We start from the raw sequence: 16,207 nt of genomic DNA on the forward strand, positions 1-16,207 counted from the left end.
TGAAACCACTCTTCTTGCGTAACGGCGCGCCAACCGGTGTGCAGGAGAATGGAGGGTGTACGTGAGTCCCGAGGATATGTTGGCCAACTCCGGCAACGCCGCGTGGATGCTGATGGCAGCATCGCTGGTACTGCTGATGACGCCGGGCTTGGCGTTCTTCTACGGCGGTATGTCGCAGTCGAAGTCCGTGTTGAACATGATGATGATGTCGTTCGGAGCAATGGCCGTCGTCTCGATCATCTACTTCCTGTGGGGATGGTCGATGTCCTACGGAACCCAGGACATCGGCGGTGTCTTCGCCAACCCGTTCGAGTTCTTCGGACTCAAGGATTCGATCACCGATGCCGACGGTAACTACATCGCCGGCGCATGGGGCTACGCCAACGTCATCGACGTGGCATTCCAGGTCACCTTCGCCATCATCACGGTCGCACTGATCAGCGGCTCGATCGCCGGTCGCGTCAAGTACGGCACCTGGCTCGCCTTCGCCGGCATCTGGGTCACCCTCGCGTACTTCCCGCTGGCCCACATGGTCTGGGGCGGCGGACTGCTCTCCGGATCCGAGAACGGTCTGGCGGCGATGATCTTCGGAACCACCGACGACGGTGAGGGCGGGCTCGTCGCCAACGTCGCTCCGATCGACTTCGCCGGTGGCACGGTCGTGCACATCAACGCCGGTATCGCCGGCCTGATTCTGGCGATCATCATCGGCAAACGCGCAGGCTTCGGCAAGGTCGCCTACCGCCCGCACAACCTTCCGTTCGTCATGCTCGGCGCAGCATTGCTGTGGTTCGGCTGGTTCGGATTCAACGCAGGATCCGCCTTCGCCGCCGACGGCATCGCCGGCGTGGCCTGGGTCAACACCACCGCCGCCACGGCAGCGGCGATCGTCGGCTGGCTCATCACCGAGCGTATCCGCGACGGTCATGCCACCAGCCTCGGCGCTGCCTCGGGCATCGTCGCCGGTCTGGTCGCCATCACCCCGGCCGCAGGCGCACTGACGCCGGTCGGTGCCATGATCCTCGGTGTCATCGCCGGTGTGCTCTCCGCACTCGCTGTCGGACTGAAGTTCAAATTCGGCTACGACGACTCGCTCGACGTCGTGGGCGTTCACCTCGTCGCAGGACTCTGGGGAACGATCGGAATCGGCTTCCTCGCATCCGAGACCGGCCTGTTCTACGGCGGCGACTACAAGCAGCTCGTCGTGCAGATCGTCATCGCACTGTTCGCGCTGGTCTTCACCGCCATCGTCACCGCCGTCATCGCGTTCGCGCTCAAGCCCCTCGGCTGGCGCGTCTCCGACGAAGAGGAGGCGAACGGCATCGACGAAGCCGAGCACGCTGAGACTGCATATGATTTCGCCTGACAAGGTAGAGATAGACGTGAACGCTGCACCGTACGACAACGGGCACTCGAGGTCTTGTGAAGGGAAGCAAAAATGAAGCTGATCACGGCAATCGTCAAACCGTTCACCCTGGAGGACGTCAAGACGGGGCTGGAGCAGGCCGGCGTACTCGGAATGACAGTCAGTGAAGTTCAGGGATACGGCCGCCAGAAGGGCCACACCGAGGTGTACCGAGGTGCGGAGTACTCCGTCGACTTCGTCCCGAAGGTCCGTGTCGAGGTAGTCGTCGACGACGCCGCTGTGGAGAAGGTCGTCGAGGTCATCGTCGAGGCTGCACGCACCGGCAAGATCGGTGACGGCAAGGTCTGGGTTTCCCCGGTCGACTCGGTCATCCGAGTCCGCACCGGAGAACGTGGCGCTGATGCACTCTGACCCCAAAGGGTCTCGGGCCGTGGGCCCCGGTTCTGGCGCGAAAGCGTCAGGATCGGGGCCTTCGGTCTCCATGGGCTCCGCATCGAAGGGCACGAGCGATGCTGCAGCAGATCTCGCTCGGGCCAGAAAACAATTGCTCGACGGCGGAACACGCAATCGTCGACTCGATGCACCCTCGCTTCGGCAGGCTCTGGTCGATCTCCACGAGTTCTGGCTGACCACCAAAGGTGCAGAGCTCGGGATCAAACCGGACTCCGGTTTCGCGATCGTCGCCGTGGGCGGTCTTGCTCGACGCGAACTGCTGCCGTATTCGGATCTGGACCTGATACTGCTGCACGACGATCTCGAACCACGCATCGTCTCCGATGTCGCCGACAAGCTCTGGTACCCGTTGTGGGACGCACACATCAAGCTCGACCACAGCGTGCGAACGGTGCCACAGGCGCTGCAGGTCGCCGCAGCCGACATGACGGCATCTCTCGGAATGCTCGAGGCGCGGCACATCGCCGGCGACGTCGAATTGAGCAACCTCCTCATCGGCGGCGTACGTCGCCAGTGGCGCAACGGTATTCGAGGGCGCTTCGACGAGCTGATCGAGCAGACCCGCGGGCGGTGGTCGCGCAGCGGTGAGATTGCACACCGCGCCGAACCCGATCTCAAGAGCGGCCGCGGAGGGCTGCGTGATGTTCAGTTGCTCGATGCCCTCTCCATCGCACAATTGACCGACGGCATGCCCGGTCTCGGACCCGAATCGCCCGGTGGCGGTTTGGCTTTCGCACACGGACGCCTGTTGGACGTGCGCACCGAACTGCACCGCGTCGCCGGTCGGGCACGGGATCAACTGCGCGCCCAGGATGCCGACGAGATCGGTGCCGCGCTGCGGATCGGTGACCGTTTCGATCTCGCTCGCGTACTGAGCGATTCGGCCCGCACCATCAGCTACTCGGTCGACGTCGGACTGCGCACTGCCGGCAATTCGCTTCCTCGAAAGGGTCTTTCACGCCTCCGTCGAGTTCCGGTCCGGCGGCCGCTCGACGAGGGGGTCGTCGAACATGCCGGCGAAGTCGTTCTCGCCCGCGACGCTCGACCCAACAAGGACCCCGGCCTGATCATGCGCGTCGCCGCCGCCTCGGCGCAGACCGGAATGCCGATGTCGGCCTCGACCCTGAACCGACTGTCCGACAGTGCTCCCGAGCTCCGCGAACCCTGGCCGAAGGAAGCCCTCAACGATCTGCTCGTGTTGCTCGGATCGGGTCGCAAAGCCATCGCGGCCATCGAAGCTCTCGATCGAACCGGACTGTGGGGCAGACTCATTCCGGAGTGGGGCGCGGTACGCGATCTGCCACCGCGAGATGCCGTGCACACGTGGACAGTCGACCGGCACCTGGTCGAAACTGCCGCCTACGCAAGCGCATTGACCACCCGAGTTGCGCGTCCGGACCTGTTGGTGCTCGGCGCGCTGATCCACGACATCGGCAAGGGACGCGGCGGCGACCACAGCGTCGTCGGAGCCGATCTGGCCATCCAGATAGGCAACAGGCTCGGACTGTGGCCGTCCGATGTGGCACTGCTGACGTCGATGGTGAGATACCACCTGTTGCTGCCGGAGACCGCCACCAGACGCGACCTCGACGACCCGGCAACCGTGCAAGCCGTCGTCGACGCACTCGGTGCCGACACCATCCTGCTCGAGCTGCTCCACGCACTGGCCGAGGCAGATTCGCTCGCCACCGGACCGGGGGTGTGGGGCGATTGGAAGGCCTCGCTCATCCGCGAGCTCGTGCGCCGTTGCCGATTGGTGATGGCGGGGGAGAGTCTGCCCTCTCCGGATCCACTCGACCCTGCGCACGTCGAACTCGCAGCGCGGGGAGGCGTCCATGTCGACATCGCGCCGACCGACGGGCTGCACACCTTCGTCGTCACCGTCATCGCCCCCGACACGCCCGGGCTGCTCTCCGACGCCGCGGGAGTTCTCGCACTGCATTCGCTTCGCGTTCTTTCGGCCTCCCTCGGAAGTCACGAGGGATCGGCGATCAACTCGTTCGACGTCGCGCCGCTCTTCGGATCCCCGCCACAGGCCGGTCTGCTGCGGCAGGAAATCATCCGAGCCCAGGCCGGCGAACTCGACCTCGTCGCCGTGCTCGACGCCAAGGAACGCGACGCCAGAGCCGAAACCGTCGAGGACGATTCCGAGGATTCTGCAGTCCCGGTTCTCTACGCCCAAGCCCCGCCTCGGGTGCTGTGGTTCGACGACAACGAACCGGGTCAGGTGGTGCTCGAGCTACGAGCAGAGGACCGGCTCGGTCTGCTCTGCCGACTGGCCAGTGCGATCGAACAGCAAGGATCGGACATCCGGTGGGCCCGCGTCTCGACCCTGGGTAGCTCGGTGGTCGACTCCTTCTGCATCGACCTTGCGGGAGCCGACAGCAGGGCGGTTCGCGAGGACCTCGAGCGCGCGATCCTCGCGGTGGTGCCTGCCCCGGAACCACCCAAGCCCCCGGAAAAGCCCGAAGGCACCTGACCGCGGGTCGGAATGCGAGAGCAGACCGACTCGCGCTGGTGACTATTCACGAACTTCCGGCCACCGGGCCTGCCGCCGATGCCGATTTGTTACATTCGTCCCAGACGCAGAAACGACACTCTCGACCGTTCGAGCGACCTCCACACTGCTCGAACCACGTCGTTCCTGCAGGCTCCACACTGCTCGAACCACGTCGTTCCTGCAGGCTCCACACTGCTCGAACCACGTCGTTCCTGCAGGCTCCACTCCTGATCTTTCGAGAGGCACCAACTGTGGGATCCCACCGACGGTCGACCGTCCACACACCGACCGACATCGCGGCACGTCCGACGAGCGGCAGACACCGCGCCGTACAGGACACACCCGACCTCGGGCGACGGGCGGCAACCATCGTCGCCGCGACCGGCGCGATCGTCGTCGGCGCCACGACGATGGGTGCCGGTACCGCAGGTGCCGCGCCGATCCCCGAGCCACCCGCAGCAGGACTGCCGTTCGCCGTACCGGAGGGTCTGCTGCCCGCGGGATTCGAGCTGCCCCAGTTCGAACTCCCGCAGTTCCTTACCCCACAGTTCGCGCCACCGCCCGCACCGTCGCAGCCGGCACCGCCCGAGGCCGCGCCTACCGCACCCGCGCCTGCTGCGGAACCGGCTCCGACCGCGGACCCCCTGGCTTCGTTCGGAGTCGCCGATCCCGGTGCCGCCGCCCAGCAATGGCTCGACGACGTCGGCCTGGGGCAGTTGGGTACGGAGTCTCCTCTCGACAGCCTGCGCTCGCTGAAGAAGGGCACAGTGCAGCCCGTGGCAGGAGTGTTGACGTCCAACTTCGGCTCGCGGTGGGGAACCCAGCACAGTGGCCTCGACATCGCGGCACCCATCGGAACGCCCATCTACGCCGCCGCTGACGGCACCGTGTCCGACGCAGGACCTGCATCCGGCTTCGGTCTCTGGGTCAAGGTGCGGCACGACGACGGCACCGAGACGGTCTACGGACACGTCAACGACTTCTCGGTTCAGCCCGGCCAGCGCGTGGCGGCCGGTGAGCAGATCGCAACCGTGGGCAACCGCGGCCAGTCGACGGGCCCACATCTGCACTTCGAGGTACACGATCCCTCCGGCGTCAAGGTCGACCCCGCGCAGTGGCTCGCGACGCGGGGAGTTGCAGTGACGTGGAACGATTCCGCGCGCCTGGCCTGACTCGACATCGCCACGTTCGACACGACAGTCGAACGCCCCAGCGACGACGCGGCGGGCTGCCGCTAGTGTGGTGACCGTGCCGGATTCGGCTCGTTTTCGGTGATCGGCTAGCTCAGGAGTGCAATCGGTGTTCGAATCCCTTTCCGACAGGTTGACCGGGACTCTCAAGGACCTGCGTGGCAAAGGTCGACTGTCCGACGCGGATATCGACGCCACCGCCCGTGAGATCCGTCTTGCCCTGCTCGAAGCGGACGTGGCACTGCCCGTCGTACGTGAGTTCATCAGCCGCATCAAGACCCGGGCCAAGGGTGCCGAGGTCTCGGGCGCGCTCAACCCCGCCCAGCAGGTAGTCAAGGTCGTCAACGAGGAACTGGTCGGCATCCTCGGCGGCGAGACTCGCAGGCTCGTGTTCGCCAAGAACCCGCCAACGGTGATCATGCTCGCCGGTCTGCAGGGTTCGGGTAAGACGACGCTGGCGGGCAAGCTCGCGAAATGGCTGAAGGGCCAGGGCCACACCCCACTGCTCGTCGCGTGCGACCTCCAGCGTCCCGGTGCCGTGAGCCAGCTGCAGATCGTGGGCGAGCGCGCCGGTGCCGCTGTCTTCGCGCCGCATCCGGGCACGTCCATCGGGGGCGGCGACAATGCACTCGGAGTCTCGGCCGCGGATCCCGTCGAGGTCGCCCGGGCCGGCATCGCCGAGGCTCGAAGCAAGCAGTACGACGTGGTCATCGTCGACACCGCTGGTCGCCTCGGCATCGACACCGAGCTGATGAGTCAGGCCGCGGGAATTCGTGACGCGGTCCAGCCGGACGAGACTCTGTTCGTTCTCGACGCGATGGTCGGCCAGGATGCCGTCAGTACCGCCGAGGCGTTCCGTGACGGCGTCGGGTTCACCGGTGTCGTTCTCACCAAGCTCGACGGCGATGCTCGCGGCGGTGCCGCGCTGAGTGTCCGCGAGGTCACCGGCCAGCCGATCATGTTCGCGTCGACCGGTGAGAAGCTCGAGGACTTCGACGTCTTCCACCCCGATCGCATGGCCAGCCGCATCCTCGGCATGGGCGACGTGCTGAGCCTCATCGAGCAGGCCGAGCAGCACTTCGATGCCGAGCAGGCCGAGGCGACGGCCAACAAGATCGGCTCGGGGCAACTCACGCTCGACGACTTCCTCGAGCAGATGATGGCCGTCCGCAAGATGGGACCCATCGGAAACCTGCTGGGCATGCTGCCCGGTGCCGGGCAGATGAAAGAGCTCGCCAACGTCGACGAGAAACAACTCGACCGCGTGCAAGCGATCATCCGCGGCATGACGCCACAGGAGCGGAACGACCCGAAGATCATCAACGCGTCGCGTCGACTCCGTATCGCGAACGGCTCGGGCGTCAAGGTCTCCGACGTCAATCAGCTGGTCGACCGATTCTTCGAGGCGCGCAAGATGATGTCTGCGATGGCCGGTCGGATGGGAATGCCGGGCGCGCGCAAGCAGGTGCGGAACAACAAGAAGGGCAAGAAGGGCAAGAAGGGTGCACGCGGCCCGACGCAGCCGAAGATCCGCGGTGGATTCCCGGGCATGCCGGGCGGAATGCCTGCCGGAATGCCCGACCTGTCGTCCATGCCCAAGGGCCTCGACCAGTTGCCACCGGGGCTCGAAGGCATCGATCTGTCGCAGCTGAAACTACCCAAGAAGTAAGCGCGCACGTGTCGGCGATGCGGGTGCGGGGCCGCGGACTGCCGGACGGGTCCGAGATCGATCTGTGGATCGAGGGTGGCGTCCTGTCCACGGAGCCGATCGCGGATGCCGATCTCGTTCACGACGGCGGCTGGATTCTGCCCGGTCTGGTGGACGCCCACTGCCATGTGGGAATCGAGTACGGCGGGGGACACACCGACCTGATCGGGTCGATCCGCCAGGCCGAGACCGAGCGAGGCGTCGGCGCTCTGCTGTTGCGCGACGCCGGGTCTCCGGTGGACACGCGCGAGCTGGACGAATACGAGGACCTTCCCCGCATCATCCGAGCGGGCCGTCACATCGCATCACCCAAGCGCTACATCCCGGGTCTGGCAATCGACATCGAGGACGAATCGCAGCTGCCCGAGGCGGTGGCCCAACAGGCACGATTCGGCGATGGCTGGGTCAAGCTCGTCGGCGACTGGATCGACCGCTCGGTGGGAGATCTCCGACCGCTGTGGAACGACTCGATCCTCGTCGACGCCATCGCCGCTGCCCACGCCGAGGGCGCGCGGGTGACCGCACACGTCTTCGGTGAGGATGCCCTGCCCGGATTGATCGCGGCGGGAATCGACTGCATAGAACACGGCACCGGCCTGACCGACGAGACCGTCGAGATGATGGTCGATCACGGCACCGCACTGGTACCGACGCTGATCAACATCGAGACGTTCCCCGGCATCGCCGACTCCGCTACCCGGTATCCCGTCTACGCCCGGCACATGCGGGCGCTGCACGAACGCGTCGCCGATACCGTCGGACGAGCTCATGACGCAGGCATTCCGATCTACGCAGGCACCGACGCAGGCGGTTCGATCGCGCACGGTCGTATCGCCGACGAGGTCGCCGCGCTCGCGGCCGTCGGACTCTCACCGACCGACGCACTCGGTGCCGCCTGCTGGGACGCGCGGTCGTGGCTGGGTCGACAGGGCCTCGAACACGGCGCGCCCGCCGATCTCGTCGTCTACTCCGAAGATCCGCGGGGAGGACCGGATGTGCTGTCCAACCCGGATCTGGTGATCCTTCGAGGACGAGTGACCGACCGGCGTGGTCGCACGACGAGTGGATCGACGGTCCGGGGGTGACCGACCCGGGTGACGGCGCAGGACGAGCCGATCCCGACCGCCCCAGCTGGGCCGGTCTGGCTCCGATGAATCACGTTCATCAGCAGGGATCGGGACTGTCCGAAACCTACTGGCGCGCCGAGCAGGCCGCGCTCGAACGCAGACGCGGCCAACGGTGGGGACTGCCGGCCGCGGCGCTGGTGCTGGGGCTCAATCTGGCCGGATTCCTGGTGCTCGGCCTCGTCGTGACGTCGGACGCCTCGGCCGTCTTCGTGGTGGGCATCATGATCCCGAGCCTGCTCGCCACCGGAGTAGCGGTGGCCATCTCGAAGTCGCGGGGCAACGGCCCCGTCGTCGACTTCGGCCTCCCCAGATCCATCCCCGAATTTCTCGGGCACCTCCGATCCGGGTTGGCGTGGGGTGGCGTCGCCGTGGTCGGCGGCATAGTGCTGGCTCTGATTCTGTTGTCCCGTATCGAAGTCGGCGACCCGACGCCCCTCGGCACGGTCACGGATACGGCAGTCGGCTTGAAAATCGTTCTGGCCCTGTGGATTTGGCTCGGTGCACCGATCTGCGAGGAAACGATGTTCCGCGGCATGCTGTGGGGAGCGCTCGAGAAACGCACCCGCCCGATGCCGATGGCCTGGTTGGGCAACCGATGGGTGGTCCTGGCGATCACCGCGGTGTTGTTCGCGGTGTGGCACCGAGAGTGGTGGCGCCTGGTGGTGCTGCTGTGGGGAGGATTCGCAATCGGAATCGCTCGAATGCGTTCCGGTTCGATCGTCGCGTCGATCACGGCACACTCGTTGAACAACACCCTTCCTGCCCTGGTGGTCCTGCTCGCCTGACGGGAGTGGTTCTGCGGGCCCGATTCACCGATAGTGCGACCCGTCTGGCACAATGAACAGCTGTTCGCCCGTCATCCGGTTACGTACCGAGCGGCGGTCACAACACCCTTCAACGCAAAACCGGGTTCGCATGCCGTGCGGACCGCTGAATTGCGCCGTGACCAACTTTCGAAAGGCTCCACCAGAACATGGCTGTCAAGATCAAGCTCATGCGTATCGGCAAGATCCGCACCCCGCACTACCGCGTCGTCATCTCCGATGCCCGCACCCGTCGTAACGGCCGTGCGATCGAGACCATCGGCACGTACGAGCCCAAGCAGGACCCCAGCATCATCGAGATCAACTCCGAGCGGGCGCAGTACTGGCTGAGCGTGGGCGCACAGCCGACCGAGCCTGTCGAGGCTCTGCTCAAGATCACCGGCGACTGGCAGAAGTTCAAGGGCCTCCCCGGTGCCGAGGGAACCCTCCGCCTCGCCGAGCCCAAGCCGTCCAAGCTCGACCTGTTCAACGCCGCACTGGCGCAGGCCGACTCCGAGCCCCAGGGCGAGGCCACCACCGCCAAGAAGAAGAAGGCTCCCAAGGCCGACGACGCCGCTGCGGAGACCACCGACGCTGCAGCAACCGAGACGGCAGACGCGCCGGCCGCCGAGGCTGCTGAGAAGTGAGTGCCGTTGTCGCCGATGCCGTCGAACACCTCGTTCGCGGCATCGTCGCCAATCCCGATGACGTTCGCGTCGAGATGATCACCGGCCGTCGTGGCCGCACCGTGGAGGTCCACGTGCACCCCGACGATCTGGGCAAGGTCATCGGCCGTGGCGGTCGTACCGCTACAGCACTGCGCACTCTCGTCTCGGGAATCGGTGGTCGCGGCATCCGCGTCGACGTGGTCGACACGGACCAGTAGGTCACGTACCCATCATGGAGCTGGTCATCGGCCGTGTCGCGAAGTCGCACGGCATCAAAGGCGAAGTCGTCGTCGAGGTTCGCACCGACAACCCCGACGACCGCTTCGCCGAAGGAACCGTTCTCTCGGGCCGCAAGCCTCGATCGAACGCCGAGCCAGCCTCGTACACAGTGGACGCCGTCCGGGAACACTCCGGGCGGCTTCTGCTGCGTCTGAACGGTATCGACGACAAGACGGCCGCCGACCAACTCAGGGGCATTCTGTTCGTCGTCGAATCCAACGACCTTCCGCCGTCCGACGACCCGGACGAGTTCTACGACCACGAACTCGAAGGCCTCACGGTGATCCTCACCGACGGCACCGTCGTGGGAACGGTCCGCGAAGTTCTCCACTCCGCAGCGGGGGAGCTGCTCTCCATCACGCCGGATCCGAGTTCCGGCGAAGCAGCACGTGCCGAAATCCTCGTGCCGTTCGTAGCGGCCATCGTGACTACGGTGTCGTTGGCAGACAAGACGATCGAGATCGATCCGCCCGAGGGTCTGCTGGATCCGGAGTAGATCGTGCGCCTCGATGTCGTGACCATCTTTCCCGAGTACCTCACGCCGCTCCGAACCGCGTTGCTGGGCAAAGCAATCGACCGCGGCCTCGTCTCGGTCGAGGTCCACGATCTGCGGTCGTGGACTCATGACGTGCACAAGGCCGTCGACGATTCGCCCTACGGCGGCGGGCCGGGAATGGTCATGAAGCCGACCGTCTGGGGAGACGCACTCGACGACGTGCTGACCGACGATTCTCTCCTCGTCGTCCCGACGCCTGCCGGTGTGCCGTTCACCCAGCGGACAGCCGAGCGATGGTCCGCCGAGCAGCATCTCGTATTCGCCTGCGGCCGATACGAAGGCATCGATCAACGAGTGTTCGACGACGCCGCACGTCGGGTCCGTGTCGAGGAAGTCAGCATCGGCGACTACGTGCTCATCGGCGGCGAAGCGGCTGTTCTCGTCATGGCCGAGGCCGTGGTGCGACTGATGCCGGGGGTTCTCGGCAATCAGCAGTCGCACCAGGAGGATTCGTTCTCCGACGGTCTGCTCGAGGGGCCGAGTTACACGCGTCCCGCACAGTGGCGTGATCTCGACGTTCCGCAGGTACTGCTCTCGGGTGATCACGCCAAGATCGCTGCGTGGCGCCGACAGCAGTCACTGGACAGGACCGCCGAGCGTCGTCCGGACCTGTTGCAGGACTGACGAATTCAGCTGACGGTGCCGTCGGGGAAGAGCATCGAGACGAATCCGGTGAGAGTGTCCCTGGCATGCAGCGCGCTGGCGTCGTCACTGACGTCGACCACCGCGGTGTCCGGGTAACTTTCCATGTCGTCGGCGTAGAAGATGTCCTCGCGTGACGACAGAGCCAGAACGTAGCGGTTGTCGACACCGATGGTGCCCGTCGACAGGTGTACCCACCGATCGGATACGCAGCACATCCAGCCCTGTTTCACAGCGTGCACACTCTCGCCGGGCAAACCGTCGACGATCCCGAAATGCTGCTTGTAGCCGTCCGCGGCGATCGGTGCCGAACGGCGCAGCATTCCGATCACGATGTCCGTGGATGCCGTGGTCAGACCGCCGCTGCCGTTGAGCAACCCCGCGTAGTAACCGACCAGGTCGCTGGGCGTGGTCTCGGTGTTGTACCACTCGTCGTCCCCGGGCGGAGTGGTGCTCGTCAAGCCGTAGCGAGCCGCAACCGTGCGCACGATCTCCGACGAGCCGTAGCGATACCAGAGCGTGTACGCGGCGTTGTCGTCGGACAACTCGAGCATGCTGGTCATGGTGGTCAGGTCGTCGGCGGAGACCGGACGGTTCTCCGATTGCGCTCGGAACAACACCTCGTCGGCGATGAAGAGCTTGGATACCGACGCGGTTTCGACCTGGATATCGGCATTGCTGCTGTAGTAGGAGCCCGTCTGACGATCCAACAGTGCGAAATCGACATCGGCACCGCGGGCCTGGGCCGACGCGATCGCCATCGGGATACGAGCTTCGAGGGCTACGCCGTCGACCTTTTTCATATCGGGAAAGGGCGACGCCGACGTCTCGGCGGTGTCCTTCGAGGCGGAGTCACCAACCTGGTCGTCGGGAGGAGCCGAGCATCCGGCCAGTATCAGGGAGGCGCAGGCTGCAGCCAGGAACCGAGACCCCCTGACCATCCGCGTATCTCTCCCACACGTTGAACCGCTGACCGACTTGTCCCACAGTAGCGGTAGGGTCCATCGCCGTGACCACTGCTCTGAAATCTGTGAACAAGCGCATAGCCGAAGAACTCGACGTTCGTGAAGAACAGGTTCGTGCCGCCGTGGAACTGCTCGACGGCGGGTCGACGGTCCCGTTCATCGCGCGCTACCGCAAGGAAGTCACCGGCACCCTCGACGACACGCAACTGCGTCAGCTCGATGAGCGACTTCGGTATCTGCGCGAGCTCGACGAGCGCAGAGACGCCGTGATCGAGTCCATCCGCTCGCAGGGCAAGCTCGACGACGCGCTGGAGCAGTCGCTGATGCTGGCCGATACCAAGGCGCGCGTCGAGGACATCTATCTGCCGTTCAAGCCAAAGCGTCGAACCAAGGCGCAGATCGCACGTGAGGCCGGGCACGAGCCCGTCGCCGACGCTCTGTTCTCCGACCCCACCACCGACCCGGCCCAGTTCGATCAGGAGCAACTCGACGGCGCACGGGCGATTCTCGTCGAGCGCTTCGCCGAGGACGCGGACCTGGTGGGCGAGCTGCGCGAACTGATGTGGACATCCGGCAAGCTCGTCGCGTCGGTTCGCAAGGGCAAGGAGGAGGAGGGTGCCAAGTTCTCCGATTACTTCGAGTTCTCGGAACCGTTCACTAGCCTGCCCTCGCACCGAATCCTCGCCACGCTCAGAGGCGAGAAGGAAGAAATACTTTCCCTCGGTTTCGAGCCCGAGCGCGACGAACCGACCCCCGGGGTGCCGAGCGTCTACGAAGGTCGGATCGCGACCAAGTTCGGGATCGAGAATCGAGGACGGCCCGCCGACAAGTGGCTGCTCGATACCGTCCGATGGGCGTGGCGCACCAAGATGCTGGTGACCGTCTCCCTCGACACTCGTATGCGACTGCGTCAGTCGGCCGAGAAGGACGCCGTCGACGTCTTCGCGAGCAACCTCAAGGATCTGCTGCTCGCCGCACCGGCCGGCAACCGCACAACCATGGGCCTGGACCCGGGCTTCCGTACCGGCACCAAGGTCGCCATCGTCGACGCCACCGGCAAGGTCGTCGACCACGACACCATCTACCCGCACAAGCCGCAGGGCAAGTGGGATCAGGCGGTGGCCACCCTCGCCGGCCTGGCCGCCAAACACAAGGTCGAACTGATCGCCATCGGCAACGGCACCGCATCGCGTGAAACCGACTCGCTGGCAGCAGAATTGATCGCCAAGTTCCCCGCCGCCAACCTGACCAAGGTGGTGGTGTCCGAGGCCGGAGCGTCGGTGTACTCCGCTTCCGCGTACGCCTCGAGCGAGCTGCCCGAACTCGACGTATCGATCCGCGGTGCCGTCTCGATCGCCCGCAGGTTGCAGGATCCGCTGGCCGAGTTGGTCAAGATCGATCCCAAGTCCATCGGCGTCGGGCAGTACCAGCACGACATCTCCGAAACCCTGCTGGCCCGTTCCCTCGGGGCCGTAGTCGAGGACGCGGTGAACGCCGTCGGCGTCGACGTCAACACCGCGTCGGTTCCGTTGCTCTCGCGGGTCTCCGGTATCGCCGGCTCTCTCGCCGAGAGCATCGTGGCGCACCGCGACCGGAACGGTCCGTTCTCCAGCCGCAGCACGCTCAAAGATGTACCGCGTTTGGGCCCCAAGGCTTTCGAGCAGTGCGCCGGATTCCTTCGTATCTCCGGGGGAGCGGATCCCCTGGACCGGTCGAGTGTTCACCCGGAGGCATATCCCGTCGTGCGGCGCATCGTCGGCAAGGCAGGCCTGGGTGTGCGCGAGGTAGTCGGTAACACGGCTCTGCTGAGAGGTCTCGACCCTGCCGAATTCGTGGACGAGCGATTCGGTCTGCCCACCGTCACCGACATCATTTCCGAACTCGAGAAGCCGGGACGCGACCCTCGCCCCGAGTTCAAGACCGCCACCTTCGCCGCCGGTATCGAGAAGGTCGCCGATCTGAAGCCGGGTATGACGCTCGAAGGTGTCGTGACCAACGTGGCAGCGTTCGGCGCGTTCGTCGACGTCGGTGTGCACCAGGACGGGCTGGTGCACGTCTCGGCGATGTCGCACAACTTCGTCAAGGACCCTCGCGAGGTCGTCAAGTCCGGTGACGTGGTGCGCGTCAAGGTCATGGAGGTCGACCTCCCGCGGCAGCGCATCGGCCTGAGTCTGCGGTTGGACGACGAGCCCGGTGCCGGTGGCGGCAAGGACGCCTCTCGCGGACAGCAGCCCGACCGGCCCCGAGGCCAGCGCCGAGCTGCGGGCAGCGGCCAGAGCAACCGCAGTCGAGACGCGCGCCCACAGCGCGGCGGCGGCCAGTCGGCAGCACCGGCGGCCGGCTCCATGGCCGATGCGCTACGGAAGGCGGGATTCGGAAAATAGCGGGCGGATCCTCGGGTCGATGCTGCCCTGGGCGGTCCCGAACACGAATAGTGTGAAAGGTGATTCACCGGTCGTTCGGCCGTTCGGCAGGAAGGACGTGAGCCACACGTGAGGTGGTTGCAACACGGGGTCATCGATCACGGCCGCCTGCCGCTGCTGTGTTTCCTACTGGGGCTGTTGGTGGGGTTTCTGCTGATCCGACTCAGCGTCAGGATGATTCGCGCAGATGTGAAGTGGTGGCCGGGAAACATCACGCCCGGCGGTCAGCACATCCACCATGTCGTCTTCGGGATCGTGCTGATGCTGCTCGCGGGGATCGGCTTGATCGCGGTGTACGTCGACGGTTCCGAGTCGGTGGGGGCGGTGCTGGCAGCGGTCTTCGGTATCGGGGCTGCTCTCGTCCTCGACGAGTTCGCGTTGATCTTCTATCTCCGCGATGTCTACTGGTCCGAACAGGGGCGCACATCGGTGGACGCCGTGTTCGCGGCAGTGGGATTCACCGGCCTGCTGCTGCTCGGCTTGCACCCTCTGGAGCTGCTCAGCCCGGCCGGCTTCCGGGCCGATCCCGACCCGTGGGTGCGCGGCACCCTTGCGGTGTTGGCCCTGGCCAATCTCGCGCTGGGTGTCGTCGTCCTGCTCAAAGGAAAGATCTGGACCGGACTGCTCGGGCTGTTCGTCCTGCCGATCCTCGTTCTGGCCGCAGTGCGGTTGAGCAGGCCGAGTGCCCCGTGGGCGAGGTGGCGCTACACCACCAGGCCGAAGAAGATGGAACGCGCACTGCGCCGGGAGAAGCGGTGGCGACGGCCGATCATCCGGGCCAAGATCTATCTTCAGGACGCGATCGCAGGCAAGCCGAGCATCGTGCATGCACGTGAGGCCACCGAGCAGGAATTGGCGCGAACGGTATTGCCTGCGCCGATGCCGAGCGGGACGGCGGCGAGCCGAGAAGCGCCGATTTCGTCGAACGCCTGATGGTCTGGCACAATGGTCGGGTTGCCTCTAGCAGGCACGGACCTCACTCGGAGTACGAACCAGTCGAGCCGCTGCGTCAGCGAGCCGCTCGGTTCCTCTACTCATGCGCAGAACGCAAGGATGGCACAACCGATGAACACTCTGGACTTTCTCGACAATCAGTCGCTGCGTAGCGACATCCCCGATTTCCGTCCCGGCGACACGCTGAACGTGCACGTCAAGGTCATCGAAGGCTCGAAGGAGCGCATTCAGATCTTCAAGGGCGTCGTCATCCGACGTCAGGGCGGTGGCGTTCGCGAAACGTTCACGGTCCGCAAGGTCTCGTTCGGCGTCGGCGTCGAGCGCACCTTCCCGGTGCACAGCCCCAACATCGCTCAGTTCGAGGTCCTCACCCGCGGTGACGTCCGTCGCGCCAAGCTCTACTACCTCCGCGATCTGCGTGGCAAGGCCGCCAAGATCAAGGAAAAGCGCTGACCGGTTCCGCCCGGACACATCAGTTCACACCATGCCGCGTTGCCCGTCAGGGCGACGCGGCATGGTGCGTTCTGCCCGCGATCGACCCGCGTTCCACCCTGTCGACGGGCGGATCGAGAG

General features: G+C 65.5%; 15 protein-coding genes. 14 read left to right on the forward strand and 1 reads right to left on the reverse strand.

Features of this window, described 5'->3' with window-relative positions; all coding sequences use genetic code 11:
- Window positions 1-76: 76 nt before the first annotated feature.
- From R3P95_RS01445 to trmD, 11 genes are all read left to right on the forward strand, one after another.
- Entirely contained in the window at window positions 77-1,366 is a 1,290-nt protein-coding gene (locus tag R3P95_RS01445) for an ammonium transporter (protein WP_188078600.1), read from the forward strand.
- A gap of 72 nt (window positions 1,367-1,438) precedes the next feature.
- Window positions 1,439-1,777 (forward strand): P-II family nitrogen regulator, encoded by a 339-nt coding sequence (locus R3P95_RS01450; RefSeq protein WP_019664269.1) that lies wholly within the window; start codon window positions 1,439-1,441, stop codon window positions 1,775-1,777.
- A complete protein-coding gene (locus R3P95_RS01455) occupies window positions 1,767-4,298 on the forward strand; it encodes a [protein-PII] uridylyltransferase (protein WP_317547179.1) in 2,532 nt (843 codons plus the stop codon). Before R3P95_RS01450 ends, R3P95_RS01455 begins: the two co-directional genes overlap by 11 nt.
- Before the next feature lie 272 nt (window positions 4,299-4,570).
- On the forward strand, window positions 4,571-5,491 hold the full coding sequence (locus tag R3P95_RS01460) for a M23 family metallopeptidase (RefSeq protein ID WP_317547180.1): 921 nt from the start codon (window positions 4,571-4,573) through the stop codon (window positions 5,489-5,491).
- Window positions 5,492-5,618: 127 nt separating this feature from the next.
- Complete coding sequence (gene ffh, locus R3P95_RS01465) at window positions 5,619-7,178, forward strand: signal recognition particle protein (protein ID WP_269593617.1); 1,560 nt, start codon at window positions 5,619-5,621, stop codon at window positions 7,176-7,178.
- 17 nt (window positions 7,179-7,195) lie between these two features.
- Complete coding sequence (locus R3P95_RS01470; protein WP_317547319.1) at window positions 7,196-8,302, forward strand: amidohydrolase family protein; 1,107 nt, start codon at window positions 7,196-7,198, stop codon at window positions 8,300-8,302.
- Window positions 8,299-9,129 (forward strand): CPBP family intramembrane glutamic endopeptidase, encoded by an 831-nt coding sequence (locus R3P95_RS01475; RefSeq protein WP_300522744.1) that lies wholly within the window; start codon window positions 8,299-8,301, stop codon window positions 9,127-9,129. The genes R3P95_RS01470 and R3P95_RS01475 overlap by 4 nt, the downstream gene beginning before the upstream one ends.
- Window positions 9,130-9,317: 188 nt before the next feature.
- Window positions 9,318-9,794, forward strand: a complete 477-nt coding sequence (rpsP, locus tag R3P95_RS01480) for a 30S ribosomal protein S16 (protein ID WP_037189654.1) — start codon at window positions 9,318-9,320, stop codon at window positions 9,792-9,794.
- Window positions 9,791-10,033: an RNA-binding protein gene (locus R3P95_RS01485; protein ID WP_027496687.1), complete on the forward strand. Its 243-nt coding sequence runs from the start codon at window positions 9,791-9,793 to the stop codon at window positions 10,031-10,033. Before rpsP ends, R3P95_RS01485 begins: the two co-directional genes overlap by 4 nt.
- Before the next feature lie 14 nt (window positions 10,034-10,047).
- Window positions 10,048-10,590, forward strand: a complete 543-nt coding sequence (rimM, locus tag R3P95_RS01490; protein WP_149405563.1) for a ribosome maturation factor RimM — start codon at window positions 10,048-10,050, stop codon at window positions 10,588-10,590.
- 3 nt (window positions 10,591-10,593) lie between these two features.
- Complete coding sequence (gene trmD, locus R3P95_RS01495) at window positions 10,594-11,274, forward strand: tRNA (guanosine(37)-N1)-methyltransferase TrmD (RefSeq protein WP_149405564.1); 681 nt, start codon at window positions 10,594-10,596, stop codon at window positions 11,272-11,274.
- Window positions 11,275-11,279: 5 nt separating this feature from the next.
- Here the strand turns inward: trmD and R3P95_RS01500 are convergent, their stop codons facing one another.
- A complete protein-coding gene (locus tag R3P95_RS01500) occupies window positions 11,280-12,233 on the reverse strand; it encodes a serine hydrolase (protein ID WP_300523306.1) in 954 nt (317 codons plus the stop codon).
- A 68-nt stretch (window positions 12,234-12,301) separates the two neighbouring features.
- Here R3P95_RS01500 and R3P95_RS01505 point away from each other — a divergent pair, with 68 nt between their 5' ends.
- The 3 genes from R3P95_RS01505 to rplS all read left to right on the forward strand — a co-directional run bounded on the left by R3P95_RS01505 (window position 12,302) and on the right by rplS (window position 16,087).
- Entirely contained in the window at window positions 12,302-14,641 is a 2,340-nt protein-coding gene (locus tag R3P95_RS01505; protein ID WP_317547181.1) for a Tex family protein, read from the forward strand.
- A 117-nt stretch (window positions 14,642-14,758) separates the two neighbouring features.
- The gene (locus R3P95_RS01510) at window positions 14,759-15,613 is read left to right on the forward strand and encodes a hypothetical protein (RefSeq protein WP_149405660.1); all 855 of its coding nucleotides are present in this window, start codon (window positions 14,759-14,761) and stop codon (window positions 15,611-15,613) included.
- A 132-nt stretch (window positions 15,614-15,745) separates the two neighbouring features.
- Complete coding sequence (gene rplS, locus R3P95_RS01515; RefSeq protein WP_027496692.1) at window positions 15,746-16,087, forward strand: 50S ribosomal protein L19; 342 nt, start codon at window positions 15,746-15,748, stop codon at window positions 16,085-16,087.
- Window positions 16,088-16,207 lie beyond the last annotated feature (120 nt).

It is taken from the genome of Rhodococcus cercidiphylli, from assembly GCF_033042225.1.
GTDB lineage: Bacteria > Actinomycetota > Actinomycetes > Mycobacteriales > Mycobacteriaceae > Rhodococcoides.